Raw genomic sequence first — 25,265 nt, forward strand, 5'->3', positions numbered from 1 at the left:
GTGACCGAGCGCGGGCCGGATGGAGGAGGCGGGGCTGATCCGCCGCGACCCGGACCCGGACGACCGGCGGGCCGCGCTCGCGGTACTGACGGAGGCGGGCGAGCAGGCCCTGGACCGCGCGCTGCAGCAGCACCTCGCGCACCTGCGCACGCACGTCAGCGGCCGCCTCTCGGCGGCGGACCGGCGCGCCCTGGAACGGATCCTGCGGAAACTGCGGGACGCGGGATAGCAGCGGGGGCGGACCGGACACCCGGCCCGCCCCCGCCTCCCCCGCTCCCCCGGCCCCCCCGGGCCGTCGCTTACGCGCGCCGCCGCTTACGCGGCGTCGGTGTCGTACGCGTAGAACTTCCTGTGGTCGATCATGTCGGCGGGGGTGACCCGCTGCCCCTTCTCGCTCCACGGCTTCATGGGCTCGTTGAGGGCGACGATGTCCTTGACCGGCTCGACCGGCAGGTAGGCGGGCGCCTTCGGGTGCCGGCGCTGCCAGTCGGACCACAGCTTGTCGATGAAGCAGTGCAGCAGCCAGAACACCGGGTCGTTGGGCGACATGCCGGTGTTCATGTGGCCGCCGACCCAGCGGTGCACGGAGTTGTGCGGGCCGGTGTTGCCGTTCGCCCAGCCCTCGACGAGGTTGCGGAAGCCGGCCTTGGAGGTGGAGTTCCAGGGCGCCTCGTCGTAGTACGGGGCGGCCAGCGCGGCCTCGACCGTGGCGGCCGTGGGCAGCTGCGGCGTGCTCTTGCTCCGGCCCATCTCCCGCATCAGGAAGGGGCGCTCGTCGGCCTTGAAGTAGATCGGCCAGCGGCCGCCGCTGTAGGCGAACGGGCCGTCCATGACCTGGGCGTCGCGCTCGCGCCCGTTGCCGCCGAGGAAGTCGGGGGCGAAGAGCGGGTCGGACAGCGAGCGGTTGACCGTGAAGTCCCAGTACGGGAGCGTGACGGCCGGGTTGACGGACTGCAGGTCCCGCTCGAAGTCGAGCAGGAACTGCCGGTGCCAGGGCAGGAACGACGGCGAGACGTGGCCGGTGCGCTCCTGGTCGTCCAGGTCGCTCATCACGAATCGGTCGTGGATCTCGACGTACTTGTCGTAGCCGCCGCGGCGCTTGAGCTCCAGCAGCGCCTCCACGAAGTCGCGTCGCTCGGCCTTGGTGAGCTTTGCCTGGTTCTTGCGAACTGCCATGAGAATGTGGCCCTTTACGGAATCGGGATCAGCCGGATCAGACGAGGTTGGCGCCGCGCAGCGCACGCACGGCGGCGCGGGTCACCTCGTACGGCGACGCGAAGACCTCGTAGTGGTTCATGACGCTGATCCAGCCGTTGCCGCGCGGCATGATGTGCAGCGGGCGGCCGTCGACGAAGACGGCGATGCCGAAGTCGTGGTGGCCGCCGTTGCCGGAGGTGAGCCGGCCCTCGATGCGGCGGCCCTCGTAGACCTCGTCGAACGGCTGGTGGCCGGAGCCGTTGCCGTGGTGGTCGTGCCCGCTCCCGGCGGCGAAGGCCTGCGCGGCCGGTCCGGCGAGCACGATTCCGGCGGCAGCGGCGGCGGTACGGCCGAGCATGCGGCGGCGGGTGAGGTCGGACACCCGGGTCCCCCTTCAGAAGAAACGTTCCTTCCGACCAGGAGGTCCAGCTCGTCGAGCTCCCCCGACCCCCCGACCGGCGTAGATGATCATGAACGTAACAGATCTTCGGGAAGAGCCGGACATGTGGCGAGATACAGCCAATATGAGGCCGTATTAATCAAAGACCCTTCCGGAAAGGGGTGGCGTGAACCCCGGCCACCACGGGAGAACCTCGCGTGCACGACACACGCAGCCGGAAGATTTCCGGCACAACAGCCAAAGCGTGGCATGCCTCACCAAAAGCCACGAGGCCCTCGCCGACCTGGTCGGCGAGGGCCTCGTGAGAAAAGCGCTCGTGAGAGACGGGGGACGGAAGGCCTAGAAGACCGACTCCGCCTCGTCCATCCGGTTCGCCGGCACGCGCTTGAGCTCGGTGACGGCGTCGGCGATCGGCACCATCTTGATGTCGGTGCCCTTCAGGGCCGTCATCTTGCCGAAGTCGCCGCGGTGGGCGGCCTCGACGGCGTGCCAGCCGAAGCGGGTGGCGAGGACGCGGTCGTACGCGGTGGGCGTGCCGCCGCGCTGGACGTGGCCGAGGATGACCGGGCGGGCCTCCTTGCCCAGGCGCTTCTCCAGCTCGGCGGCGAGCTTGGTGCCGATGCCGGCGAAGCGCTCGTGGCCGAACTGGTCTATGGCGCCCTTCGCGTACTCCATCGAGCCCTCGGCGGGGTGCGCGCCCTCGGCGACACAGATGACGGCGAACTTCTTGCCCCGGGCGAAGCGCTCCTCGACCATCTTCACGAGGTCGTCGACCTCGAAGGCCCGCTCGGGGAGGCAGATGCCGTGGGCGCCGCCGGCCATGCCGGACTCCAGGGCGATCCAGCCCGCGTGGCGGCCCATGACCTCGACGACCATCACCCGCTGGTGGGACTCGGCGGTGGTCTTGAGGCGGTCGATCGCCTCGGTGGCCACGCCGACGGCGGTGTCGAAGCCGAAGGTGCGGTCCGTGGAGGAGATGTCGTTGTCGATGGTCTTGGGGACGCCGACGACGGGCAGGCCCGCGTCCGACAGCATCCGGGCCGCGGTCAGCGTGCCCTCTCCGCCGATCGGGATGAGCACGTCGATGCCGTACTCGCGGGCGAGCTCCTTGGAGCTCTCGCAAGCCTCGCGCAGCCGGGCCCGCTCCAGGCGGGAGGAGCCGAGGATGGTGCCGCCGCGGGCGAGGATGCCGCTGACCGCTTCCAGGTCGAGCTTGCGGTGGCGGCCGTCGAGCAGGCCCTTGAAGCCGTCCTCGAAGCCGATGACCTCGTCACCGTGGCCGACGACCGCGCGGTGCACCACCGAGCGGATGACAGCGTTCAGGCCGGGGCAGTCGCCGCCTGCGGTGAGAACTCCGATGCGCATCGCGTGCTGTGTCTCCTGCTCTGGGGTCCCCCCTACCGAAGGTAAGGGGATGGTACATGTGAGCCGGGCCGATTGTTTCACGGTCCGATGGGTACCGGCGCACCCCGGGGCCGCGCCGGTCCTGACCTCCGCCCCTGCGGGCCCGGACGCCTTGCTGACGCGCGCCTTAGCCAGGGGCGCAGGTATTGTCAAGAGGTCAAGCCCACCATAACGGGTATTTTTTAAAGCCGAAGAACACGGCGAAGAAACACCGAAGAACACCGAAGAACACGGCGATGGAGCAAGGAGAGCACGCGTGACGCGCAGCGTGTACGTGACCGGGACCGACCGGGGCGACGGGCGCCAGGTCATCGAGCTGGGAGTCATGGAGCTCCTCACCCGTCAGGTGGACCGGGTGGGCGTGTTCCGCCCGCTCGTCCACGGCGACGGGCCGGACCGCCTCTTCGACCTGCTGCGGTCCCGCTACCGGCTGGGGCAGTCCGCGGAGTCCGGGCACGGCATGAGCTACGCGGAGGCCTCCGCGCTGCAGGCCGAGCGCGGCACGGACGAGCTGGTCTCGCGGCTGGTCGAGCGCTTCCACGCGGTCGCCCGCGACTACGAGTACGTGCTGGTGCTCGGCACCGACTACGTCGGCTCCACGCTCCCCGACGAGCTCGCCCTCAACGCCCGCCTCGCCAACGAGTTCGGCGCCTCGGTGATCACGGTCGTCGGCGGCCAGGACCAGACGGCGGAGTCCGTGCGGGCCGAGGCGCGCAACGCCTACCGCGCCTACGAGGCCCTGGGCTGCGACGTCGTCGCCCTGGTCGTCAACCGCGTCGCCCCGGCCGACCGCGAGGCCGTCGCCGAGCGCCTTTCGGCGAGCCTGCCCGTCCCCTGCTACGCCCTCCCCGAGGAGGCCGGGCTCTCCGCGCCGACCGTGGCGCAGATCGTCCGCAAGCTGCACGCCGAGGTGCTGCTCGGCGACGACGCGGGCCTGGCCCGTGACGCCAAGGACTTCGTCTTCGGCGGCGCCATGCTGCCGGTCTTCCTGCCCGCCCTGACCGAGGGCTGCCTGGTCGTGACCCCCGGCGACCGGGTGGACCTGATCGTCGGCGCCCTCGCCGCGCACAGCGCCGGCGCCCCGCCGATAGCCGGCGTGCTGCTGACCCTGGACGAGAAGCCGGGCCCGGACATCCTGGCGCTGGCCGACCGGCTGGCCCCGGGCACCCCGGTCGTCTCGGTGCCGGGCGGCTCCTTCCCGACCGCGGCCGAGCTGTTCGCGATCGAGGGCAAGCTGGACGCGTTCTCGCCGCGCAAGGCGGAGACGGCCCTCGGCCTGTTCGAGCGGCACGTGGACACCGCGGAGCTGACGAACCGCATCGCCGTGGCCCGCTCCAGCCGCGTCACCCCGATGATGTTCGAGCACGAGCTGATCGAGCGCTCCCGCTCGGCCCGCCGCCGCATCGTCCTGCCCGAGGGCACGGAGGAGCGCGTGCTGCGCGCCGCGGACGTGGTGCTGCGCCGCGACATCTGCGACCTCACGCTCCTGGGCGAGGAGGGCGCGATCCGCAAGCGCGCGGGCGAGCTGGGCATCGACCTGGCCGCGGCGCAGATCATCGACCCGCAGACCTCCCCGCTGCGCGAGCGCTTCGCCGAGATCTACGCCAAGGCCCGCGCCCACAAGGGCATGACCGTCGAGCTCGCGCACGACGTGGTCACGGACGTCTCCTACTTCGGCACCCTGATGGTCCAGGAGGGCCTGGCCGACGGCATGGTCTCCGGCGCGGTGCACTCCACCGCCGCCACCATCCGCCCGGCCTTCGAGATCATCAAGACCGCGACGGGCGCGCAGATCGTCTCCTCGGTCTTCTTCATGTGCCTGGCCGACCGGGTGCTGGTCTACGGCGACTGCGCGGTCAACCCCGACCCGAACGCCGAGCAGCTCGCGGACATCGCCATCCAGTCCGCGGCGACCGCCGCCCAGTTCGGCGTCGAGCCGCGGATCGCGATGCTGTCGTACTCCACCGGCACCTCCGGCTCCGGCGCGGACGTCGACAAGGTGCGCAAGGCCACCGAGATCGTCCGCGAGCGCCGCCCGGACCTCAAGGTCGAGGGCCCGATCCAGTACGACGCCGCCGTGGACGCCGCGGTCGCCAAGACCAAGCTCCCCGGCTCGGAGGTCGCGGGCAAGGCCACCGTGCTGATCTTCCCCGACCTCAACACCGGCAACAACACCTACAAGGCCGTCCAGCGCTCGGCCGGCGCCGTGGCCGTCGGCCCGGTCCTGCAGGGCCTGCGCAAGCCCGTCAACGACCTCTCCCGCGGCGCGCTGGTGCAGGACATCGTGACCACGGTCGCGATCTCCGCGATCCAGGCCCAGGGCGAGCCCGGGAACGGAACCGCGCCGGACGCGCCCGCCGTCTGACGCCCGTAGGCCGTACGGGACCGCCGCCCGGTCCCGTACGGCATCCCCCACCGACGTCCGAGACCCAGCCCCCCCGAGACCCCCACAACCCGGAAAGCGTTCATGACTGCCAACCCCACCCGAGTCCTCGTCCTCAACTCCGGCTCCTCCTCGGTCAAGTACCAGCTGCTCGACATGGCCGACGGCGCCCGGCTGGCCGTGGGCCTGGTCGAGCGCATCGGCGAGGAGACCTCGCGCCTCGCGCACACCCCGCTCGCCACGGGCGGCGCCAAGCGCGAGCAGGAGGCGCCGATCGCCGACCACGAGGCCGCGCTGCAGGCGGTCGCCGCGGAGCTGGCCGCGGACGGGCTGGGCCTGGACTCGCCGGAGCTCGCCGCGATCGGCCACCGGGTGGTGCACGGCGGCCAGAAGTTCACCGCCCCCACCGTGATCACCGACGAGGTGCTGGCGGAGATCGAGCGGCTCGTGCCGGTCGCCCCGCTGCACAACCCGGCCAACGTCACCGGCATCCGCACGGCGCAGGCGCTGCGCCCCGACCTGCCGCAGGTCGCCGTCTTCGACACCGCCTTCCACACCACGATGCCGGAGGCCGCCGCCCGCTACGCCATCGACGTGGCCACGGCCGACACCCACATGGTGCGCCGCTACGGCTTCCACGGCACCTCGCACGCCTACGTCTCGCGCGAGACCGCGAAGCTGCTGGGCAAGGACCCCTCCGAGGTCAACGTCATCGTCCTGCACCTGGGCAACGGCGCCTCGGCGTCGGCGGTGAAGGGCGGCAGGTGCGTCGACACCTCCATGGGCCTGACCCCGCTGGAGGGCCTGGTCATGGGCACCCGTTCGGGCGACCTGGACCCGGCGGTCATCCTGCACCTGTCCCGCAACGCAGGGATGTCCACCGACGAGATCGACGCGCTGCTCAACAAGAAGAGCGGCCTGATCGGCCTGTGCGGCGACAACGACATGCGCGAGATCCGCCGCCGCATCGACGAGGGCGACGAGCGGGCGGCGCTCGCCTTCGACATCTACGTGCACCGGCTCAAGAAGTACATCGGCGCCTACTACGCGGTCCTGGGCAAGGTCGACGCCGTGGCCTTCACCGCCGGCGTCGGCGAGAACGCGGCGCCCGTGCGCGAGGCCGCCGTGGCGGGCCTGGAGGAGCTGGGCCTGGCCGTGGACGCCGGGCGCAACGCCGTCCGGTCCGGCGAGCCGCGCCTGATCTCCCCCGACGGCGCCCGCGTCGCGGTCGCGGTCGTGCCCACCGACGAGGAGCTGGAGATCGCCACCCAGACGTACGACCTGGTCAGCGCTTGATCGCCGACCACCCCTAGGTCGTTCCCACAGCTCGAATATTCCGCTCCGAAACAAACCGATAGGATCAGCCCCATGCGCCGTTCCAAAATCGTCTGCACCCTGGGCCCCGCCGTCGACTCCTTCGACCAGCTGAAGACGCTGATCGAGGCCGGCATGAACGTGGCCCGCTTCAACATGAGCCACGGGACCCACGCGGAGCACGAGGAGCGGTACCACCGCCTCCGCAAGGCCGCTCAGGAGACCGGCCGCGCGGTCGGCGTCCTCGCCGACCTCCAGGGCCCCAAGATCCGCCTGGAGACCTTCGCCGACGGCCCGGTGGAGCTGGTGCGCGGCGACGAGTTCACCATCACGACCGAGGACGTCCCGGGCGACCGCACCATCTGCGGCACGACCTACAAGGGCCTGCCGGGCGACGTCTCCAAGGGCGACCAGGTCCTCATCAACGACGGCAACGTCGAGCTGCGGGTCACCGAGGTCGAGGGCCCGCGCGTGCGGACCATCGTGATCGAGGGCGGCGTCATCTCCGACCACAAGGGCATCAACCTGCCCGGTGCGGCGGTGAACGTCCCGGCGCTGTCCGAGAAGGACGTCGAGGACCTGAAGTTCGCCCTCGCCATGGGCTGCGACATGGTCGCCCTGTCCTTCGTCCGCGACGCCAAGGACGTCCTCGACGTCCACCGCGTCATGGACGAGGTCGGCCGCCGGGTCCCGGTCATCGCCAAGGTCGAGAAGCCGCAGGCCGTCGCCAACATGCAGGACGTCGTCATGGCGTTCGACGGCGTGATGGTGGCCCGTGGCGACCTCGCGGTGGAGTACCCGCTGGAGAAGGTCCCGATGGTGCAGAAGCGCCTCATCGAGATGTGCCGCCGCAACGCCAAGCCGGTGATCGTCGCGACCCAGATGATGGAGTCGATGATCACCAACTCGCGGCCGACCCGCGCCGAGGCCTCCGACGTCGCCAACGCCATCCTCGACGGCGCCGACGCGGTCATGCTCTCCGCCGAGTCCAGCGTGGGCGCGTACCCGATCGAGACCGTCAAGACGATGTCGCGCATCGTCGAGGCGGCCGAGGAGGAGCTCCTCTCCAAGGGCCTGCAGCCGCTGGTCCCGGGCAAGAAGCCGCGCACCCAGGGCGGCTCGGTCGCCCGCGCGGCCTGCGAGATCGCCGACTTCCTCGGCGCCAAGTCGCTGGTCGCCTTCACCAAGTCCGGTGACACCGCCCGCCGCCTGTCCCGCTACCGCGCGGCCCAGCCGATCCTGGCCTTCACCACGGACGCCTCCACCTGCAACCAGCTCACGCTGAGCTGGGGCGTCGAGACCTTCGTCGTCCCGCACGTGGAGAACACCGACGCCATGGTCGACCTGGTCGACGCCGAGCTGCTGAAGCTCAAGCGCTACAACGACGGCGACACCATGATCATCACGGCGGGTTCCCCGCCCGGCGTCCCCGGCACCACGAACATGGTGCGGGTGCACCACCTCGGCGGCGAGAGCCGCTAGGTCCACCCCCTGCTCACGGCCGTGGCCGCCGTCCCCTCGCGAGGGGACGGCGGCCACGGCCGTTCTCAGCTGCGCAGTGCCCTACGGAGCAGTGCCCATGGAGCAATGCCCTACGGATACGTTCCGTCGGTCATGTACTGGTGCAGGTTCGGGATGTGCAGCGTGCCGCCGAACTGCCCGCCCTGACGGATCTTGACGTCGGTGTAGAAGACCGGGATCGGCAGCTTCAGCCCGGGTATCAGCGGCGGCGGAACGCTCGGCGAGTGCGTCGCCGGGATGATCCCGAGGAGGCTGCCCTTCAGCTCCTCGGTGTACATCGTCACCTTGCCGCCGGTGATGGTGGACTCCGTGCCCATGCCGGCCACGTGGTACTGCTTGCCCCGGCTGTTGACGATCTGGTGCAGGTCCTTGATCGCCAGCGAGTCGGCGGTGAACTTGAGGACGTCCTTCTTCTGCCCGTTCACCATGGTGATCTTCTTGACGCCCTCGTACGTCAGCCCGGTGAGGGTGAGCTTGCTCGCCTCCAGGTACCAGGGCTGGTGGGGGAACGCGTGGTGCTCGTTCTCGTCCACGACCGTGCCCTTGGGGCAGGGCGGCAGCTCGCCGTCGCCCGCCTCCGGGGCGGCCGAGGGGGACGTCGAGCCGGACGGGGCCGGACTCGGGGACGTGGACGGACCGGCGGAGGGGCCGCCCTTCTCCTCACCCTTGCCCTCATCCTGATCCCCGGGCTTCTCCGTGGGGTCCTTCCGGGCCTTGCCGGACTGCGCCGAAGGCTTGGGCGCGGGGGCCGAGGACGCCGGGCCGGGGGACGACGGCGGCGGGGCCGGCTTCTCGCCGGCCTTCTCACCCGCCTTTTCGCCCGCCTTCGTACCGCCGGTCAGGATGTCGTGGAGCTTGTCGCCGAGCCCCAGCGGGTCGAGGGGGTTGGCGGGCTTGGCGGCGGAGGGCGAAGAGGAGGGGGACGGGGAGGAGGACGGTTTCGGGGCCGCCGGGGACGGCGAGCCGGAGGGCGCGCCGGGCTTGGCGGACGTGCCCTTCTCAGGAGCCGCCGGCTTCTCCGGGCTCTCCGGCTTCTTCCGGTCCCCGGAAGGCGCGGACGCCCCCGCTCCGGGCGCGGCACTCGGACCGGCACCGGGGCCGGCGCTCGGCTTGCCGCTGGGTTTGCCACTGGGCTTGCCGCTCGGTGCGCCCGACTCGCCGGCGTCCGGGGTCTCCCCCTCGGCCGCCGTGTCCGGGGCCGTGGCACACGCTCCGTCGAACAGCTTCTTGGGCGCGGGCTTGGCGGACGCCAGCGTGGGGGTCAGCCCCATGCCCATGAGCACGGCACTCGGCATGGCCGCGAGGGCGACGGCTTTGCCCGCAGGCATGTGCAGCCGGGAGAGCAGCGGCTTCCTGGGCGCGGCGTGGCGCGGCCCCTCACTCGGCACCGTGACCTCCGTCCCGCTCCTTGCTGAGCGATATGGCGGCCGGCGGCTCCGCGGCAGCGGCGGCGGGCCTGCCGGGCGCCCAGGAGACGCCGAGGGCTCCGCCGACGAGGGCGAGCAGGAAACCGATGAGGAACGCGCCGAAGTTGGAGACGACCAGGGAGACCAGCGCGAGCAGGATGGCCGCGACTCCGGCGAAGATCCGGGACTGCTGCTGGAACCAGAGCGTGAGGCCGAGGACGACCAGCAGCACCCCTATGATCAGCGACCCGGCGCCCGCCGTGGTGGCCATGCGGATGTGCAGGTCGCCCAACGTCATGGTCTGGTAAGGGACGTACATGATCGGGATCCCGGACAGCAGGGTCCACAGCCCGCCCCAGAACGGGCGTTGCCACCGCCACTCCCGGAACGAACGGCGGGCGCGGCCGAATGAACCGACCGGGTGGGGTCGCGTGTCGACGCTCATGTCGTACAGCTCCTAGGGACGGGCATCTTCTTCGGTACGGAGCGGACGCGGTACGGGTACGGGAGCGCGCTTCCCGTCCCGCACCCGCCCGTTCGGCGTGTCAGCCCTGGGGCACCTTGCACTCGGCCTTGCCCCAGCTGATGCCCATGTGCAGACCGGGGAGCGTGAAGGTGCCCGCCGAGGTCGCCCAGGCCTTCTGGTCGACGCTGTCGAACCACACCTCGTCCGCCTGCTGGGCGAACGAGCCGGGCACGTGCGCGCCTTCGCCGTTCTTGCCCGCGCCCGCGGGGCCCGGCCCCTTGGTGGTGTTGTCCACGGACACGCCGATGTCGACGTTCTTGAACGTGGCGTTGGCCTTCATGTCCTCGGCGTCGATGTAGAGCTTCGACGCCGTGACCTGCTTGTCACCGCCCCCGGCCTCCAGCTTCATCGACACCTCTTTGCCGATGCCGGGGATGGGGATGGTGACCGCCTGGCAGAGGTTGTTGATCTCCGCCGTGTCGATGCCGACCACCGCGACGGGCTTGTTGCCCGCCTTCGTCTGGTCCATGGCTCCGTACTGGACGAACCCCTTGCCGTGCAGCTTCCCGGCGGTCACCTGGAACTGCTGGCCCGAAACGCTGAACGACGCCGCCAGCGCGCCCTGGGCGATCGCGACGCCGATCGCGGCCGTCGCCGCGACGCTGGGCACCATGACGACGGCGAACCGCCGCCATCTGGTCCCACCACGAGTCTGGGACTCCATGACTTGCCTCCTTCTCGGACGTACATCTCCGGCGCGGGCCTCGCGTCGCGAGCCGCGCCCGGGGATGGGAGACGTGCTACGTCCTCGGGAAAGGAGAGCGCCGCCGTCCGGCGACGCGAAACGCCCCCGGCAACACCGGCGATCACCCCCGAGCGACAACCACTTGGCCACGCCTTCGCGCAACCGCGGGGACAGGCCCTGCCGGAGTGCGGCGGGGACCCCCCTGTCCCTGAACCGGCCCGCGCGGGGCCGGTCCGCCCGGTGGGGACCCGCTCCCCCGACGCCGGCCGGCTGCCGGGTTGGAGGAATGGACCGAGCTTGGCCGATCGTGGTGCATTCGCGGCTGCCGCACAAGAGGTTCATTACTAGCGAGTAACGAGCCGATAACCGCGGGGCGTCCGCTGTGCATCGGCAGGCGCCGGGACGTCGCCGGACCGTGCCCGGAGAGAAGCGGAGGTAACAGAAAAACCCGGGCGAATGCCCGGGCTTTTCTTACTCGGAGTAACGGTGGCCTCGTTTACCAAGTTTTGGTAAAGCGATGCCGCTGTTTCGTTTGTGTCAGAACAGCGCGCGAGAGAGCGCGGTCCGCGCGGCGCTCACCCGCGGATCGTCCGCCCCGATCACCTCGAAGAGCTCCAGCAGCCGCACGCGCGCCGCGTTGCGGTCCTCGCCCGCGGTGCGCTTGACCGCATCGATCAGACGGCCGAAAGCGTCCTCGACGTGGCCGCCGGCCAGGTCGAGATCGGCCGCGGCGATCTGCGCCTGCACATCCCCGGGCCGGTCCGCCGCGGCCTTGCGCACCGCCTGCGGGTCCATGCCCTGGACGCGCTGGAGCAGCTCGGCCTGCGCGAGGCCCAGCTTCGCCTCGGGGTTGCCCGGGTCCTCGGCCAGCACGTTCTCGTAGGCCCGGACGGCACCGCCCAGGTCGCCCGCGTCCAGCGCCTGGTGGGCGAGGCTCAGCACGCCGTCGTGCGGACCGGCCGGCGCCTGGGGCTCCGCGGCCCCGGCCGCCTCCTCGCCCGCGTCCGCGGCGAGCGGCGCGCCCACGATGCCGAAGCGCTGCTCGGACACCTGCACGAGCTGGTCGAGCACCTGGCGGATCTGCGCCTCGGGCGCGGCGCCCTGGAACAGCGGCAGGGCCTGCCCGGCCACCACCGCGAAGACCGCGGGGATCGACTGCACGCCGAACTGCTGGAACAGCAGCTGATTGGCCTCGACGTCGACCTTGGCGAGCACGAAACGGCCCGCGTACTCGGCCGCCAGCCGCTCCAGCAGCGGGCCGAGCTGCTTGCACGGCTCGCACCAGTCGGCCCAGAAGTCGATGACGACGGGCACTTCGGCGGAGCGCTGCAGGACCTGGGCCTCGAAGCCGGCCTCGTCGACGTCGAAGACGAGACGGCCCGCGGCGGCGGGCGGCGTGCCCTTGCGGGCGGCCTCGGCGCGCGCCTGCTCCGCCTTCTGCTTGGCTTCCCCGGCCGCCTTCACCGCGGCGAGGTCGACCACTCCACTCATGGACATGTTCCGTGGCTGCATGGGCCCTATCCTCCCCCCTCGACCCGGTGAACCGGAAAAATAGCGGTGGCGTGCGACGCCGGGTCCCCACCCGGCGTCCGTGGTTGTCGCTCTTACGCTACGAGCCGTAGCGTAACTGCACCCCCCGCCCCCTCCGCAAGCCCCCCTGCCCCGGGGGCTACTCGGCGGTAGGGTCCCGTGCCATGAGCCCCGTCCCCTCCCCCGGGCGCCGCACCGGGCGCCCGCGCAGCCCCGAGGCCGACCGCGCGATCCTCGAGGCGACGCGCGCGGCGCTGGTCGAGCTGGGCTGGGGGAAGCTGACGATGGGCGACGTGGCCGCCCGCGCGGGGGTGGCGAAGACCACGCTCTACCGGCGCTGGGCGAGCAAGAACGAGCTCGTCGTGGACGCCGTCGCGGCACTCTTCGACGAGCAGCTGGAGCTGCCGGACCTCGGCAGCCTGCAGGCCGACATCGAGGGCGTGGTGCTGCGGTTCGCGGCGCTGCTGGAGCGGCCGGAGACGAAGACGGCCCTGATGGCCGTGGTTGCGGAGTCGACACGCGACGACGCGCTGCGGACCCGGATCCGCAGCGCGATCGTGGACCGCCAGAAGCGGCTGGTGCTGCTGGGCCGCGAGCGGGCCCAGCTGCGGGGCGAGCTGCCCCGCGAGGAGGATGCGGCCACGGCGGGCCGCAACGCGGACCTGATCTTCGACGTGATCGCGGGCGCCGTGGTGCACCGCACCCTCGTCAGCGCGGAACCGGTGGGCCCGGAGTGGGCCCGGGAGTTCGCGGTACTGCTGGTGGCGGGCCTGAAGACGCTCTGACCCGCCGGGCCGGGGTCCGGGGCGGGCCCCGGGGGTCAGAAGCCCGCCGGCTCCACGTAGACGCCCCACTCCTCCCGCAGGACGTTGCAGATCTCCCCGAGCGTGGCCTCGGCCCGCACCGCCTCCAGCATCGGCTCGATCATGTTCGAACCGCCCCGCGCCGCGGCCAGCATCGCCTCCAGCGACGCCCGGACCCGCGCGTCGTCCCGCGCGGCCTTGCGTCCGGCGAGGACGCGGACCTGCTCGCGCTCGACCTCGTGGCTGACGCGCAGGATCTCCAGGTCGCCCGTGACCGAGCCGTGGTGGCAGTTGACGCCGACGACGCGCTTGTCGCCCTTCTCCAGGGACTGCTGGTAGCGGAAGGCGCTCTCGGCGATCTCGCCGGTGAACCAGCCGTCCTCGATGCCGCGCAGGATGCCGGAGGTGATGGGCCCGATCGGGTGCTCACCGTGCGGCACGGCCCGGGTGCCGCGCTCCTTGATCTGCTCGAAGATCTTCTCGGCGTCGGCCTCGATCCGGTCGGTGAGCTGCTCGACGTACCAGGAGCCGCCGAGCGGGTCGGCGACGTTGGCGACGCCGGTCTCCTCCATGAGCACCTGCTGGGTGCGCAGCGCGATCTCGGCGGCCTGCTCGCTGGGGAGGGCGAGGGTCTCGTCGAGGGCGTTGGTGTGCAGGGAGTTGGTGCCCCCCAGGACGGCGGCGAGGGCCTCCACGGCCGTGCGCACGACGTTGTTGTACGGCTGCTGCGCGGTGAGGGAGACACCGGCGGTCTGGGTGTGGAAGCGCAGCCACTGAGCCTTCTCGGACTTCGCGCCGTAGACCTCCTTCATCCAGCGGGCCCAGATGCGGCGGGCGGCGCGGAACTTGGCGATCTCCTCGAAGAAGTCGACGTGGGCGTCGAAGAAGAAGGACAGGCCGGGCGCGAAGGTGTCGACGTCGAGCCCGCGGCTCAGGCCGAGCTCCACGTACCCGAAGCCGTCGGCGAGGGTGTAGGCGAGCTCCTGCGCGGCCGTGGCCCCGGCCTCGCGGATGTGGTAGCCGGAGACGGACAGGGGCTTGTAGGCGGGGATGGTGCGGGCGCAGTGCTCCATCAGGTCGCCGATCAGGCGCAGGTGGGGCTCGGGCGGGAAGAGCCACTCCTTCTGCGCGATGTACTCCTTGAAGATGTCGGTCTGGAGCGTGCCGTTGAGCACGGCGGGGTCGACGCCCTGCCGCTCGGCGGCGACGAGGTACATGCAGAAGACGGGCACGGCGGGCCCGCTGATGGTCATGGACGTCGTCACGTCGCCGAGGGGGATGTCCTTGAAGAGGACCTCCATGTCGGCGGCGGAGTCGATGGCGACGCCGCAGTGGCCGACCTCGCCGAGCGAGCGGGGGTCGTCGGAGTCGCGGCCCATGAGGGTGGGCATGTCGAAGGCGACCGAGAGCCCGCCGCCGCCGTTGGCGAGGATCATCTTGTAGCGCTCGTTGGTCTGCTCGGCGTTGCCGAAGCCGGCGAACTGGCGGATGGTCCAGGTGCGGCCGCGGTAGCCGGTGGCGTACAGGCCGCGGGTGAAGGGGTACTCCCCCGGCCAGCCGATGCGCTCGAAGCCCTCGTACGCGTCGCCGGGGCGGGGGCCGTAGACGGGAGCGACCTCGTCACCGGAGAGGGTGGTGAAGTCGGCGTCCCGCTTGCGGGCCGCGTCGAAACGCTCCTGCCAGCGGCCGCGACCGGCCTCGATGGCTGCTGCATCCATGTGCTCTCGTCCACCTCTCCGCGTCCTGCCCGCTCCGGTCCGGCGCTGGCCCGGCGGGCAATTTACTAGGACGTCCTAGTAAATCGTCGCGCAAGAGTGCCCCGAACACAAGGGGTGTCCGGGGCGGGGTGTCGCGGGGCGACGAGGGGTCCGGGCGGCGGTGCCGCCGCCGTCAGGCGGTGGCCCGCGCCGGGCCGTCCGCGATCAGCGGCTCGACCTCGCGGACGACCTTGCGCTCGACGAAGAACGCGGCCGTCGGAATGGTGCCGGAGACCAGCACCCACAGCAGCTTGCCGAACTTCCAGCGCGCCTTGGAGCCGAGGTCGAAGGCGAAGATCAGGTAGACGATGAAGAGCACGCCGTGGATCTGGGAGATCACCAGCGTGGCGTTCGCGCCTGTGTCGAAGCCGTACTTGAGGACCATGCTGGCGCAGAGGACCAGCAGCATCACGGCGGTGGCGTAGGCCAGGAGGCGATAGCGGGTCAGCACGCTTCGTTTCATGCCTACGAGCCTAACTGCTCGCAAATCCCCCGCAGACGCGGGGAGCGCGACGCCATCACGCAATATCGCGTCAGGACGCTGGGATCACCCCCGCGCAGCGGGGAAAGGCGTGCCGACCCACGCCCACGGTAGTGGCGAACCTAACCCGCGTCCTCGAAATCGCCCGCGGCCACCCGCAGGGGCCGCAGCATCGTGAAGATGTCGCCGCACTCGTCCGCCCCGTAGGCGCCGAGGCCGAAGTCCATCGCCATCAGGTCGCGCGTGGCGGCGTCCACCGCCTCCCGGCCCTTCTCGGTGATCGACGCGAGCGTGCCGCGCCCGTCCTTGGGGTTGGGGCGCTTGGCGACGAGGCCGGAGGCGACCAGCCGGTCGACGGTGTTGGTGACCGACGTGGGGTGCACCATCAGCCGCTCGCCGATCTTCGACATCGGCAGCTCACCGGCCTTGCTGAACGTGAGCAGCACCAGCGCCTCGTAGCGCGCGAACGTCAGCCCGTACGGTTTGACGACCGCATCGACCTGGCCCAGCAGGATCTGATGGGCGCGCATGATCGAGGTGATCGCGGCCATCGACGGCACGGAACCCCACCGCTGCTTCCAGAGCTCATCGGCTCGGGCGATGGGGTCGAAGGGGAGGCTGAGCGGCTTGGGCACGGTCACGAGCCTACAGTTCGGTCATATCCCGGTCGGGCGTATCTCAGATCCCGGACGCATCCGCCGGCACCGCCGCGGCCTCGCGCACCAGCCGCACCGCCGTCGCCAGGCTCAGGCCCCGCTCGGCCTTGCGCAGCGCCTTGATCGCGTGCAGCTCCTGGCTACGCGCGTCGACACCCGCCTCGGCGAGGATGCCGCGCACCCACTCGGCCCGCACCTCGCGCTCAGGGCGGGCCGCGTGCTCGGCGATCAGCGCGGCCGCGCGCTCCAGCCCGGGCCGCTCCTCGGCGCCGGCGACGGCCAGCGCCTCGCGTATCGCCTCGGCGACCGCCTGCGTGTCGCGCAGCACCACCACCTCGAAGTCGGCGCCGGACTTCTTCGCCCCGCCGGTGAACACGTCGAGCATCGCAACTCCCCCTGCAGATCTTGACCGTGGATCACGCCGAGCCTACGACAAGCCGCACGACACCCCCGACCACCAGGGTGCCGATCGCTCCGGCGCCCACCACGACCCAGTGGACGGGCGCGGCCTCCGGCGACGGCGGCCGCGTCGGCTGACGCGCCCCGCAACGGCGAACGGCCCGGTTCGGGAGCGCATGTGCGCTCCCGAACCGGGCCGTTTCCGTCGGCCGGGGTCAGATCCTCGGCGAGGTCAGTTGTCGGGCCGGGGTCAGCCCTCGGAGAGGTATCGCTCGACTGTTTCGACCTTCGATGTCAGGCCGTCCGTCACGCCCGGGCGGATGTCCGCCTTCAGGACGAGGGAGACCCGGCCCGCGCGGGCCTCGACCGCTGCGACGGCTCGTTTGACGACGTCCATGACCTCGTCCCACTCGCCCTCGACCGACGTGAACATCGCGTCCGTACGGTTCGGCAGGCCCGACTCGCGCACCACGCGCACCGCGTCCGCCACGTACTCGCCGACGTCCTCGCCGACGCCCAGCGGCGACACCGAGAAGGCGACGATCATGCGTTGACCACGCCCTCCTTGCGGGCGCGGGCGGCGATCAGGCTCGCCTCGGCCTCGCGGCGCAGCATCCGGTCGGCGAAGAAGCCGCCCGTCGGCAGGACGGAGAGGACGAAGTAGAGGGCGGCGGTCTTCAGGGTCCACTTGGTCTTGTTCCAGGCGTCCAGCCAGAAGATCACGTAGATGACGAAGAGGACGCCGTGGACGGCGCCCATCACCGGTACGGCGTTGAAGTCCGTCGTGCGCTTGAGCACGGAGCAGACGAGCAGCAGCAGGAAGGAAACGGCCTCCGGGGCGGAGACCAGGCGGAGCCGGCGCAGGGCGGAGGCGGTCTTGATGTCCACGGGGGTACGCACCTTCGTGAGTCAGTGGCTGGACAGTGGCGGGACGACTACAGCTTGTGATGGCATTCACAAGCTCGTCCATTGTCGCAGCCTCGTCCCGGATGCCTGGATCCGGGGTCATTCCGGGACCAAGGCCCTGTCGACCGGCGAGTCCGCCCGCTAGCGTCGTCCCGTGGCACAGTTTCGGCTCCAGGGGAGCAAAGTCCTCGCCGTCGACCTGACGGGCGACGCGGTCAAGGCCAAGAACGGCTCGATGGTCGCGTACGAGGGCGACATGAACTTCAAGAAGATGACCGGCGGCGGGGACGGCCTGCGCGGCATGGTCACCCGCCGGCTCACCGGCGAGCAGATGGAAGTGATGGAGGTGAAAGGACACGGCACCTGCTACTTCGCCGACCGGGCGACCGAGATCAACCTCGTCTCCCTGCGCGGCGAGGCGCTCCACGTCGAGGCGAGCAACCTCCTCGCGGCCGACGCGGGCCTGCGCACCGGCACCACCTTCACCGGTCTGCGCGGCGCCTCCCAGGGCAACGGCCTGTTCACCACGACCGTCGAGGGCACGGGCCAGGCGGCGATCATGTCCGACGGCACGGCCGTCGTGCTGCGCGTGACCCCGTCCACCCCCCTGCAGGTCGACCCGGGCGCGTACATCGCCCACACCGGCAAGCTCAAGCAGCACTTCCAGTCCGGCGTCAACTTCCGCACGTTCATCGGCGAGGGCTCCGGCGAGGCGTTCCAGATCCGCTTCGAGGGCGAGGGCCTGGTCTACGTGCAGCCGAGCGAGCGCACCACCTTCGGAGGCGACGTCTGATGCCGTTCCGGACCCTGAACTCCCGCATGGTCGAGGCGCAGATCGCCCCGGGTCAGCGCCTCTTCAGCCAGCGCGGCGCGATGCTCGCCTACAAGGGCGACGTCTCCTTCACCCCCAGCATCACCGGCGGCCAGGGCGGCGTGATGGGCATGATCGGCCGCCGCATCGCCAACGAGGCCACCCCGCTGATGACCGTGGAGGGCAGCGGCACGGTGATGTTCGGCCACGGCGGCCACCACGTGCAGGTGATCGAGCTGTCGGGCGAGACCCTCTACGTCGAGGCCGACCGGCTGCTCGCCTTCGACGGCACCCTGCAGCAGGGCACCATGTTCATGGGCTCGCAGGGCGGCGTCATGGGCATGGTCCGCGGCCAGGTCACCGGCCAGGGCCTGTTCACCACGACCCTCAAGGGCCACGGCGCGGTCGCCGTGATGGCCCATGGCGGCGTCATCGAGCTGCCGATCCGCACCCAGCGGCCCGTCCACGTGGACCCGCAGGCCTACGTCGCCCACCGCGGAGACGTCCGCAGCAAGCTCTCCACCGCCATCGGCTGGCGCGAGATGGTGGGGCGCGGCTCCGGGGAGGCGTTCCAGCTGGAGCTGTCCGGCGAGGGCACGGTCTACGTACAGGCGTCGGAGGAGAAGCTGTGAGCACTGCCAACGGTCCGGTCGTCTTCGACGCGCACACCCTGCCGGCCGACGACAACGTCAACCCGTACGCCTTCAGCGTGGACCTCGACGGCCAGTGGTTCCTGCAGAAGGGGAAGATGATCGCCTACTACGGGAACATCGACTTCCACGGCATCGGGCACGGCCGCCTCGACCGCCTCATCGCCCACAGCTTCCACTCGCCGCTGCACGCCGCGGACTGGGTGGTCGCCGAGGGCAAGGGCAAGATGGTCCTCGCGGACCGCAGCTTCGACGTCAACTCCTACGACCTGGAGGACGGCAACCTGACGGTGCGGTCGGGCAACCTGCTCGCCTTCCAGCCGTCGCTCTCGCTCAAGCAGTCGATCGTCCCCGGCTTCCTCACGCTCATCGGCACGGGCAAGTTCGTGGCGGCCTCCAACGGCCCCGTGGTCTTCGTGGAACCACCCGTCCGGGTGGACCCGCAGGCCCTCGTCGGCTGGGCCGACTGCCCCTCCCCCTGCCACCACTACGACCACCAGTACCTGCGGGGGGTGCTCGGCGGCGTGCGCGCCTTCACGGGCCTCGGCGGCACCTCGGGCGAGGAGCACCAGTTCGAGTTCGTGGGCGCCGGTACGGTGCTGCTGCAGTCCACGGAGCAGCTGATGGCCGGGATCCCCACCGGTGAGACGCCGCAGCAGGAGGGGGTCCCTCACGCAAGCCCGTCGAATCAGCCAACCACGCCCCGTATGCCGGGCCAGCTCGGAGACCTCCAGCGCCGCTTCGGGCTGTGAGCGGTACTCTGCGGAGTGTGACGTCGAACGTGTGACCTCACGCTCCGCACCACAACTGGTTAATCTTTCAACTTTCTTAGGTAGAATTCCTCTATGTCTATGGACACCGAGAACGGCACCCGCTGGCTCAGCGAAGAGGAACAGCGCGCCTGGCGCGCCCACCTGGACGTCAGCCGCCTGCTGATGCACCAGCTCGAACGGGACCTGCAGCCGTTCGGCCTCACCAACAACGACTACGAGATCCTGGTCAACCTCTCGGAGTCCGAGGACCACCGCATGCGGATGAGCGACCTCGCCACCGCCACGCTGCAGTCCAAGAGCCGCCTCTCCCACCAGATCACCCGCATGGAGAACGCGGGCCTGGTGCGGCGCGAGAACTGCGAGTCGGACCGCCGGGGCCTGTACGCCGTCCTCACGGAGCACGGCTGGGACACGATGCGGCAGGTCGCGCCGCACCACGTGGCCTCCGTGCGCGAGCACTTCATCGACCTGCTGGGCGAGGCGGACCTCAAGGCCCTCCACGCCTCCCTGGCCCCGGTCGCCCAGCACCTGCGCTCCCTGCGCGGCCGCACCTGAGCCCGGACCGCGGCCGCGCCTGAGCCCGGGCCCCGGCTGCGTCCGGGCCCGGACCGCGGCCGCGCCTGAGCCCCGCCCGCCCCGCGCCGCGCGCGCTCAGGGGCGGGCCGTGCCCATGCAGTCCGCCCAGATGCGGGCCGGGAAGGCGTTGCCCCGCCGCCCCTCCTCGCCGCCCAGGTCAGCCATCGGCAGGAGCGGGCCGCCCTCGGGCTTCGTACGGAACACCGTCACGGCCGTGGACAGGTCCCCGGACCAGCCGGTGAACCAGGCCGAGTTCAGGCGGTCCTGGTCGCCGGTCCGCCCGGCCGACCAGGATCCGCCGTCCGGGTCGCGCAAGGCGCGCGCCACCTCCCCCGCCACGTCCTTGTCCAGGGCCCGCCGCGCCTTGGCCCGGCTCTCGAAGCCGCCCACGGACGCACCGTCCTTGACGACCTTGGTGACGGAGTAGGGGTCGTTCTGCAGGCCCCCGTTGGCGAAGGTGCCGTACGCCGCGGCCATGCGGATCGCGCTCGGCGTGGACGTGCCGATGGGGAAGGCCTCTTCCAGCTCGGCCATGCTGCTCTTGAGCAGGCCGGCCCGGACGGCCGTGTCCCGCACCTTCTTCAGGCCCACCTCCCGGCCCAGGCGCACGTACGTCGCGTTGCCCCCGCTCGTGAGGGCCTGGCGGAGGGTGGGGTGGTTCTCGTCGGGGCCGGAGTCCTCGGCCGTGCGGAGCTTGCCGTTGTCGTCGTAGTAGCCGGCGGGGTCCACGCCCTCCTGCAGGGCGGCGGCGAGGACGAAGGGCTTGAAGGCGGAGCCCGCCGGGACGCCCGAGGTGTCGGCGTTGTTGGCGAAGTGCTTCGTGGCGTCGGGCCCGCCGTAGAGGGCGAGAACGGCGCCGTCCGAGGGCCGTACGGAGGCGGCCCCCGCCTGGACGTCCGTGTCGGAGTCCGGCCGCTTGCGCGGGTCGGTGTCCTTGGCGAGGACCCCGTCGACGGCCTTCTTCAGCCGCTCCATGCGGCCCTTGTCGAAGGTGGTGTGGATCCGGTAGCCGCCGTGGGCCAGGTCCTGCTCGGTGAGCATGGCCCGCTGCCTGATGTCCTTGTTGGCCACGTCGACCAGATAGCCGGCCTGGCCGCCGAGGCCGGTGGACACGGACTGCCTGCGGGGTTCGGGGAAGGTGCGGTAGGCGTCGCGCTCCGCCTGGGACATGCGGCCGGTCCTCACCTCCCGGTCCAGGATCCACTTCCAACGGTCCTCCGCCCGGGCGTGGTTGCTCCGGCTCACCGAGGGGTCGTAGAGCTCGGCCCCCTTCAACAGGGCCGCGAGCATGGCGCCTTGGCTAGGGTCGAGCTTCTTCGCGGGGACGCCGTAGTACGCCTGGGCGGCGGCCTCGATCCCGTACGCCCCGCGCCCGAACCAGCTGGTGTTGAGGTAGCCCTGCAGGACCTCCTGCTTGCTCTTCGTCCGGTCCACCTTCAGCGAGATGACGAACTCCTTGACCTTCCGGGTGGCGGTCTGCTCCTGCGAGAGGTAGGTGTTCTTCACGTACTGCTGGGTGATGGTGGAGCCGCCCTGCGTCTCCTCGCCTCCCGCCGTGCTGGCGAAGGCCCGCAGGATGCCCTTGAACGACACTCCGCGATCACGGTAGAAGCTCTCGTTCTCGGCGGCTATCACCGCGTTCTGCGTGGACTCCGGCACGTCGGACAGCCGGACGATGGTGCGGTTGACCTCGCCGACGCTCGCCAGCCGCGAACCGTCCGACCAGTAGTACGTGTTGGCCTCCTGGCGGGCCGCCGCGTTCTCGTCGGGGATGTCGACGCTCGCGTAGACGCACGCGAACAGCCCGGCCGCACCGCCCAGGCAGAACAGGAGGGTGCCTCCCGTCAGCCGCCACGACGGCAGCCAGCGGCGCACGCCGCGTCTGCCCTGACGGGGGTAGTCGATGAAGCGCTTGCGGGCTGCCGCTTCCTCCGTCCTGCGGCGGCGGGGACGCAGCTTGTGCCGGTTCTTGCTCAAGGGCTGATCGCTCTCGACGGAAACGGGGGACGTCTGTAGGACGTCCCCCGACCAAGATCCGGTTCGACGATTCGTATGAGCGTTCCATGACAGCTCAGGAGAGCCCGGCGGCCGGAGTGCGCCGGGCCCGTCCCCTTCGCGTCATCCCCGCTCCGTCAGGCCCACTCCGTCAGGCCCACTCCGTCAGGCCCGCTCCGTCAGGCCCGCCACCAGTTCGTCCGCGGCCGCGTACGGGTCCAGCGAGCCGCCGACGATGCGCTCCGCCAGGGCGGTCAGGCGGCGGTCGCCGTGGAGGTCGGCGATGCGTTCGCGCAGGGCCGTGACGGCGATGGTCTCGACCTCGCGGGCGGCCCGGGCCGTGCGACGGTCCGTCAGCACGCCCCGCTCCTCCATCCAGGCCCGGTGCTTCTCCAGGGCCTCGACCAGCTCGTCCGTGCCCTCGCCGCGCGCGGCGACCGTCTTGACGATCGGGGGCCGCCAGTCGCCCGGGCCCCTGGCCTCGCCCAGCCCGAGCATGTGGTTGAGCTCGCGGGCCGTGGCGTCGGCGCCGTCGCGGTCGGCCTTGTTGACGACGTAGACGTCGCCGATCTCGAGGATGCCCGCCTTCGCGGCCTGGATGCCGTCGCCCATTCCCGGGGCGAGGAGCACCACGCTCGTGTCGGCCTGGGAGGCGATCTCCACCTCGGACTGGCCGACGCCGACCGTCTCGACGAGGATCACGTCGCAGCCGGCCGCGTCCAGGACGCGGATGGCCTGCGGGGCGGCCCAGGCCAGGCCGCCCAGATGGCCGCGCGTGGCCATGGAACGGATGTACACCCCCGGGTCGGAGGCGTGGTCGGACATCCGTACGCGGTCGCCGAGCAGGGCGCCGCCCGAGAACGGCGAGGACGGGTCGACGGCCAGCACCCCGACCCGCTTGCCTGCCCGCCGGTAGGCGCTGACCAGCGCCGACGTCGACGTCGACTTGCCGACGCCGGGCGAGCCCGTCAGGCCCACGACGTACGCGCCGCCGGTCAGCGGGGCCAGGGCGGCCATGACGTCGCGCAGTTGCGGGGACGCCCCCTCCACCAGGGAGATCAGCCGGGCCACGGCGCGCGGCCGGCCTTCGCGGGCCTGCTCCACCAGTGCGGGGACGTCCACCATCAGTGCTCCGTTCTGGGAAACCTCGGGAAGTGTGAGGTCACTTGCCGGGGACGCGGATGATCAGGGCGTCGCCCTGGCCGCCGCCGCCGCACAGGGCCGCCGCGCCGATGCCGCCGCCGCGCCGCTTGAGCTCCAGCGCGAGGTGGAGGACGGTACGGGCGCCGGACATGCCGATCGGGTGACCGAGCGCGATGGCACCGCCGTTGACGTTCACCTTTTCCGGGGACACGCCGAGGTCCTTGATTGACTGCACGAGGACGGCGGCGAACGCCTCGTTGATCTCGATGAGATCGAGGTCCTCGACGGCCAGGCCCTCGCGGCGCAGCGCGTGCAGGATGGCGTTGGAGGGCTGGGAGTGCAGGGAGTTGTCGGGACCTGCGACGTTGCCGTGGGCGCCGATCTCGGCGATCCACTCCAGGCCCAGCTCCTCGGCCTTGGCCTTGCTCATCACGACGACGGCGGCGGCGCCGTCGGAGATCTGCGAGGAGGTGCCGGCGGTGATCGTGCCGTCCTTGCTGAAGGACGGGCGCAGCCTGCCGAGGACCTCGGTGGTGGTGTCGCCGCGGACGCCCTCGTCGTGGGCGAAGACCACCGGGTCGCCCTTGCGCTGCGGGACCTCGACCGGGGTGATCTCGGCCTCGAAGATGCCGTTCTTCTGGGCGGCGGCGGCGCGCTGGTGGGAGCGGGCGCCGATCTCGTCCTGGGCGGCGCGGCCGATGCCGAGGCGGGTGTTGTGGTTCTCGGTGGAGGCGCCCATGGCGATGGACTCGAAGGAGTCGGTGAGGCCGTCGTGGTCCATCGAGTCGAGCATCTCGATCGCGCCGTACTTGTAGCCCTCACGGGACTTGGGCAGCAGGTGCGGGGCGTTGGTCATGGACTCCTGGCCGCCGGCCACCACGATGTCGAACTCGCCCGCGCGGATGAGCTGGTCGGCCAGCGCGATGGCGTCCAGGCCGGAGAGGCAGACCTTGTTGACGGTCAGCGCGGGGACGTGCATGGGGATGCCGCCCTTGACCGCCGCCTGGCGGGCCGGGATCTGCCCGGCGCCGGCCTGCAGCACCTGACCCATGATCACGTACTGCACCTGGTCGCCGCCGATGCCGGCCCGGTCCAGGGCCGCCTTGATGGCGAAGCCGCCCAGCTCGGCCGCGGAGAAGCTGCGCAGGGAGCCGAGCAGCTTGCCCATGGGCGTACGGGCGCCCGCGACGATCACGGAGGTGGTGCTGGTCGAACCGTTCGTACCAGACATGAGGCGCGGCCCCTTCGAGTCGACTTCGAGCGGAGGTTAACGATGGTTTCCGTCAATGTACTGAGCGGTACCCGCGGGGTCACCGGGCAGCGGGTGTGATCGCAAGCACGTTGCGTACACGTTGCGTGACCAAGCCGTACGGCGGTGCACTGGTTCCATGCTGACGCGTATCGACCACATCGGGATCGCCTGCTTCGACCTCGACCGGACTGTCGAGTTCTACCGTGCCACGTACGGCTTCGAGGTGTTCCACACCGAGGTCAACGAGGAGCAGGGCGTCCGCGAGGCCATGCTCAAAATCAACGAGACGTCCGACGGCGGGGCCTCCTACCTGCAGCTGCTGGAGCCGACGCGGGAGGACTCCGCGGTCGGCAAGTGGCTGGCGAAGAACGGCGAGGGGGTCCATCACATCGCCTTCGGCACGGCGGACGTGGACGGGGACGCGGAGGCCGTCCGCGGCAAGGGCGTGCGGGTCCTCTACGACGAGCCGCGGACCGGTTCGATGGGCTCGCGGATCACCTTCCTGCACCCCAAGGACTGCCACGGCGTGCTGACCGAACTGGTCACCTCGGCGCCCCCGGCGGACCGGGAGCACTGACCCTCACCTCCCCCGGCCGGTAGAGTGCGGGTTCGGCCGGGGTCCTGGGGGTGGGGGCCCGGACCGGGCTGTACCGATGATCTGACACCATTTCTTCGGAAGGGCGGGCTCCGGATTCCA

The 25,265-nt window shown here is 71.1% G+C and carries 26 protein-coding genes; 10 read left to right on the plus strand and 16 right to left on the minus strand.

What is annotated here, in order from left to right; translation table 11 throughout:
- Positions 1-19: 19 nt before the first annotated feature.
- Entirely contained in the window at positions 20-229 is a 210-nt protein-coding gene (locus ACFPP6_RS25090; protein WP_382046479.1) for a hypothetical protein, read from the plus strand.
- 86 nt (positions 230-315) lie between these two features.
- Here ACFPP6_RS25090 and ACFPP6_RS25095 read toward each other — a convergent pair whose 3' ends face one another.
- The 3 genes from ACFPP6_RS25095 to ACFPP6_RS25105 all read right to left on the minus strand — a co-directional run bounded on the left by ACFPP6_RS25095 (position 316) and on the right by ACFPP6_RS25105 (position 2,962).
- Positions 316-1,176 carry a tyrosinase family protein gene (locus ACFPP6_RS25095; RefSeq protein WP_382046482.1) on the minus strand — a complete coding sequence of 287 codons (861 nt, stop codon included), beginning with the start codon at positions 1,174-1,176 and terminating at the stop codon, positions 316-318.
- A gap of 37 nt (positions 1,177-1,213) precedes the next feature.
- Positions 1,214-1,579 carry an apotyrosinase chaperone MelC1 gene (gene melC1 / locus ACFPP6_RS25100; RefSeq protein WP_382046485.1) on the minus strand — a complete coding sequence of 122 codons (366 nt, stop codon included), beginning with the start codon at positions 1,577-1,579 and terminating at the stop codon, positions 1,214-1,216.
- A 357-nt stretch (positions 1,580-1,936) separates the two neighbouring features.
- Entirely contained in the window at positions 1,937-2,962 is a 1,026-nt protein-coding gene (locus ACFPP6_RS25105) for an ATP-dependent 6-phosphofructokinase (protein ID WP_382046488.1), read from the minus strand.
- 295 nt (positions 2,963-3,257) lie between these two features.
- On the opposite strand from ACFPP6_RS25105, the gene pta reads away from it, so the two are divergent.
- From pta to pyk, 3 genes are all read left to right on the plus strand, one after another.
- Entirely contained in the window at positions 3,258-5,366 is a 2,109-nt protein-coding gene (gene pta / locus ACFPP6_RS25110; protein ID WP_382046491.1) for a phosphate acetyltransferase, read from the plus strand.
- 102 nt (positions 5,367-5,468) lie between these two features.
- Positions 5,469-6,680 (plus strand): acetate kinase, encoded by a 1,212-nt coding sequence (locus ACFPP6_RS25115; protein ID WP_382046494.1) that lies wholly within the window; start codon positions 5,469-5,471, stop codon positions 6,678-6,680.
- A gap of 72 nt (positions 6,681-6,752) precedes the next feature.
- Complete coding sequence (pyk, locus tag ACFPP6_RS25120; protein WP_382046497.1) at positions 6,753-8,180, plus strand: pyruvate kinase; 1,428 nt, start codon at positions 6,753-6,755, stop codon at positions 8,178-8,180.
- 110 nt (positions 8,181-8,290) lie between these two features.
- On the opposite strand, the gene ACFPP6_RS25125 is transcribed toward pyk, so the two are convergent.
- From ACFPP6_RS25125 to ACFPP6_RS25140, 4 genes are all read right to left on the minus strand, one after another.
- On the minus strand, positions 8,291-9,607 hold the full coding sequence (locus ACFPP6_RS25125; RefSeq protein ID WP_382046499.1) for a hypothetical protein: 1,317 nt from the start codon (positions 9,605-9,607) through the stop codon (positions 8,291-8,293).
- Entirely contained in the window at positions 9,597-10,070 is a 474-nt protein-coding gene (locus ACFPP6_RS25130) for a DUF6114 domain-containing protein (protein ID WP_382046502.1), read from the minus strand. The genes ACFPP6_RS25125 and ACFPP6_RS25130 overlap by 11 nt, the downstream gene beginning before the upstream one ends.
- Before the next feature lie 100 nt (positions 10,071-10,170).
- Positions 10,171-10,815, minus strand: a complete 645-nt coding sequence (locus ACFPP6_RS25135) for a DUF6230 family protein (protein WP_382046505.1) — start codon at positions 10,813-10,815, stop codon at positions 10,171-10,173.
- 558 nt (positions 10,816-11,373) lie between these two features.
- Positions 11,374-12,348: a tetratricopeptide repeat protein gene (locus ACFPP6_RS25140; RefSeq protein WP_382046508.1), complete on the minus strand. Its 975-nt coding sequence runs from the start codon at positions 12,346-12,348 to the stop codon at positions 11,374-11,376.
- Between the two features lie 182 nt (positions 12,349-12,530).
- Between ACFPP6_RS25140 and ACFPP6_RS25145 the strand changes: the two genes are divergently transcribed.
- The gene (locus ACFPP6_RS25145) at positions 12,531-13,151 is read left to right on the plus strand and encodes a TetR/AcrR family transcriptional regulator (protein WP_382046511.1); all 621 of its coding nucleotides are present in this window, start codon (positions 12,531-12,533) and stop codon (positions 13,149-13,151) included.
- A gap of 35 nt (positions 13,152-13,186) precedes the next feature.
- On the opposite strand, the gene ACFPP6_RS25150 is transcribed toward ACFPP6_RS25145, so the two are convergent.
- The 6 genes from ACFPP6_RS25150 to ACFPP6_RS25175 form a co-directional block, all read right to left on the minus strand.
- Positions 13,187-14,887 (minus strand): acyl-CoA mutase large subunit family protein, encoded by a 1,701-nt coding sequence (locus ACFPP6_RS25150; RefSeq protein WP_382046514.1) that lies wholly within the window; start codon positions 14,885-14,887, stop codon positions 13,187-13,189.
- 172 nt (positions 14,888-15,059) lie between these two features.
- Entirely contained in the window at positions 15,060-15,389 is a 330-nt protein-coding gene (locus tag ACFPP6_RS25155; protein WP_382046517.1) for a DUF3817 domain-containing protein, read from the minus strand.
- A 140-nt stretch (positions 15,390-15,529) separates the two neighbouring features.
- Entirely contained in the window at positions 15,530-16,042 is a 513-nt protein-coding gene (locus ACFPP6_RS25160; RefSeq protein ID WP_382046519.1) for a MarR family winged helix-turn-helix transcriptional regulator, read from the minus strand.
- 43 nt (positions 16,043-16,085) lie between these two features.
- Positions 16,086-16,448, minus strand: a complete 363-nt coding sequence (locus tag ACFPP6_RS25165) for a hypothetical protein (RefSeq protein ID WP_382046522.1) — start codon at positions 16,446-16,448, stop codon at positions 16,086-16,088.
- Positions 16,449-16,712: 264 nt separating this feature from the next.
- Complete coding sequence (locus ACFPP6_RS25170; protein ID WP_073792111.1) at positions 16,713-17,009, minus strand: MTH1187 family thiamine-binding protein; 297 nt, start codon at positions 17,007-17,009, stop codon at positions 16,713-16,715.
- On the minus strand, positions 17,006-17,350 hold the full coding sequence (locus tag ACFPP6_RS25175) for a DUF3817 domain-containing protein (RefSeq protein WP_382046525.1): 345 nt from the start codon (positions 17,348-17,350) through the stop codon (positions 17,006-17,008). The genes ACFPP6_RS25170 and ACFPP6_RS25175 overlap by 4 nt, the downstream gene beginning before the upstream one ends.
- A gap of 172 nt (positions 17,351-17,522) precedes the next feature.
- Here ACFPP6_RS25175 and ACFPP6_RS25180 point away from each other — a divergent pair, with 172 nt between their 5' ends.
- From ACFPP6_RS25180 to ACFPP6_RS25195, 4 genes are all read left to right on the plus strand, one after another.
- Entirely contained in the window at positions 17,523-18,161 is a 639-nt protein-coding gene (locus tag ACFPP6_RS25180) for an AIM24 family protein (RefSeq protein ID WP_382046528.1), read from the plus strand.
- Positions 18,161-18,811: an AIM24 family protein gene (locus ACFPP6_RS25185; RefSeq protein WP_382046531.1), complete on the plus strand. Its 651-nt coding sequence runs from the start codon at positions 18,161-18,163 to the stop codon at positions 18,809-18,811. Before ACFPP6_RS25180 ends, ACFPP6_RS25185 begins: the two co-directional genes overlap by 1 nt.
- On the plus strand, positions 18,808-19,581 hold the full coding sequence (locus ACFPP6_RS25190; RefSeq protein WP_382046534.1) for an AIM24 family protein: 774 nt from the start codon (positions 18,808-18,810) through the stop codon (positions 19,579-19,581). The genes ACFPP6_RS25185 and ACFPP6_RS25190 overlap by 4 nt, the downstream gene beginning before the upstream one ends.
- Positions 19,582-19,680: 99 nt before the next feature.
- Entirely contained in the window at positions 19,681-20,157 is a 477-nt protein-coding gene (locus tag ACFPP6_RS25195; protein WP_382046735.1) for a MarR family winged helix-turn-helix transcriptional regulator, read from the plus strand.
- A 96-nt stretch (positions 20,158-20,253) separates the two neighbouring features.
- On the opposite strand, the gene ACFPP6_RS25200 is transcribed toward ACFPP6_RS25195, so the two are convergent.
- The 3 genes from ACFPP6_RS25200 to ACFPP6_RS25210 all read right to left on the minus strand — a co-directional run bounded on the left by ACFPP6_RS25200 (position 20,254) and on the right by ACFPP6_RS25210 (position 24,511).
- Positions 20,254-22,155 carry a transglycosylase domain-containing protein gene (locus ACFPP6_RS25200; protein ID WP_382046537.1) on the minus strand — a complete coding sequence of 634 codons (1,902 nt, stop codon included), beginning with the start codon at positions 22,153-22,155 and terminating at the stop codon, positions 20,254-20,256.
- 183 nt (positions 22,156-22,338) lie between these two features.
- Positions 22,339-23,298, minus strand: a complete 960-nt coding sequence (gene meaB, locus ACFPP6_RS25205) for a methylmalonyl Co-A mutase-associated GTPase MeaB (RefSeq protein WP_382046540.1) — start codon at positions 23,296-23,298, stop codon at positions 22,339-22,341.
- 37 nt (positions 23,299-23,335) lie between these two features.
- Positions 23,336-24,511: an acetyl-CoA C-acetyltransferase gene (locus ACFPP6_RS25210; protein WP_382046737.1), complete on the minus strand. Its 1,176-nt coding sequence runs from the start codon at positions 24,509-24,511 to the stop codon at positions 23,336-23,338.
- Positions 24,512-24,704: 193 nt separating this feature from the next.
- On the opposite strand from ACFPP6_RS25210, the gene mce reads away from it, so the two are divergent.
- Complete coding sequence (mce, locus tag ACFPP6_RS25215) at positions 24,705-25,145, plus strand: methylmalonyl-CoA epimerase (protein WP_382046543.1); 441 nt, start codon at positions 24,705-24,707, stop codon at positions 25,143-25,145.
- Positions 25,146-25,265: the final 120 nt, after the last annotated feature.

The organism is Streptomyces aureoversilis (genome assembly GCF_042657885.1).
In the GTDB taxonomy this organism is placed as follows: domain Bacteria; phylum Actinomycetota; class Actinomycetes; order Streptomycetales; family Streptomycetaceae; genus Streptomyces; species Streptomyces aureoversilis.

Coding starts and splice junctions, on each gene's coding strand:
- ACFPP6_RS25090 (WP_382046479.1), top strand. CDS start 20: ATGGAGGAGGCGGGGCTGATCCGCCGCGACCCGGACCCGGACGACCGG.
- ACFPP6_RS25095 (WP_382046482.1), bottom strand. CDS start 1,176: ATGGCAGTTCGCAAGAACCAGGCAAAGCTCACCAAGGCCGAGCGACGC.
- ACFPP6_RS25105 (WP_382046488.1), bottom strand. CDS start 2,962: ATGCGCATCGGAGTTCTCACCGCAGGCGGCGACTGCCCCGGCCTGAAC.
- ACFPP6_RS25115 (WP_382046494.1), top strand. CDS start 5,469: ATGACTGCCAACCCCACCCGAGTCCTCGTCCTCAACTCCGGCTCCTCC.
- pyk (WP_382046497.1), top strand. CDS start 6,753: ATGCGCCGTTCCAAAATCGTCTGCACCCTGGGCCCCGCCGTCGACTCC.
- ACFPP6_RS25130 (WP_382046502.1), bottom strand. CDS start 10,070: ATGAGCGTCGACACGCGACCCCACCCGGTCGGTTCATTCGGCCGCGCC.
- ACFPP6_RS25135 (WP_382046505.1), bottom strand. CDS start 10,815: ATGGAGTCCCAGACTCGTGGTGGGACCAGATGGCGGCGGTTCGCCGTC.
- ACFPP6_RS25140 (WP_382046508.1), bottom strand. CDS start 12,348: ATGCAGCCACGGAACATGTCCATGAGTGGAGTGGTCGACCTCGCCGCG.
- ACFPP6_RS25145 (WP_382046511.1), top strand. CDS start 12,531: ATGAGCCCCGTCCCCTCCCCCGGGCGCCGCACCGGGCGCCCGCGCAGC.
- ACFPP6_RS25150 (WP_382046514.1), bottom strand. CDS start 14,887: ATGGATGCAGCAGCCATCGAGGCCGGTCGCGGCCGCTGGCAGGAGCGT.
- ACFPP6_RS25155 (WP_382046517.1), bottom strand. CDS start 15,389: ATGAAACGAAGCGTGCTGACCCGCTATCGCCTCCTGGCCTACGCCACC.
- ACFPP6_RS25165 (WP_382046522.1), bottom strand. CDS start 16,448: ATGCTCGACGTGTTCACCGGCGGGGCGAAGAAGTCCGGCGCCGACTTC.
- ACFPP6_RS25170 (WP_073792111.1), bottom strand. CDS start 17,009: ATGATCGTCGCCTTCTCGGTGTCGCCGCTGGGCGTCGGCGAGGACGTC.
- ACFPP6_RS25185 (WP_382046531.1), top strand. CDS start 18,161: ATGCCGTTCCGGACCCTGAACTCCCGCATGGTCGAGGCGCAGATCGCC.
- ACFPP6_RS25195 (WP_382046735.1), top strand. CDS start 19,681: ATGGACACCGAGAACGGCACCCGCTGGCTCAGCGAAGAGGAACAGCGC.
- meaB (WP_382046540.1), bottom strand. CDS start 23,298: ATGGTGGACGTCCCCGCACTGGTGGAGCAGGCCCGCGAAGGCCGGCCG.
- mce (WP_382046543.1), top strand. CDS start 24,705: ATGCTGACGCGTATCGACCACATCGGGATCGCCTGCTTCGACCTCGAC.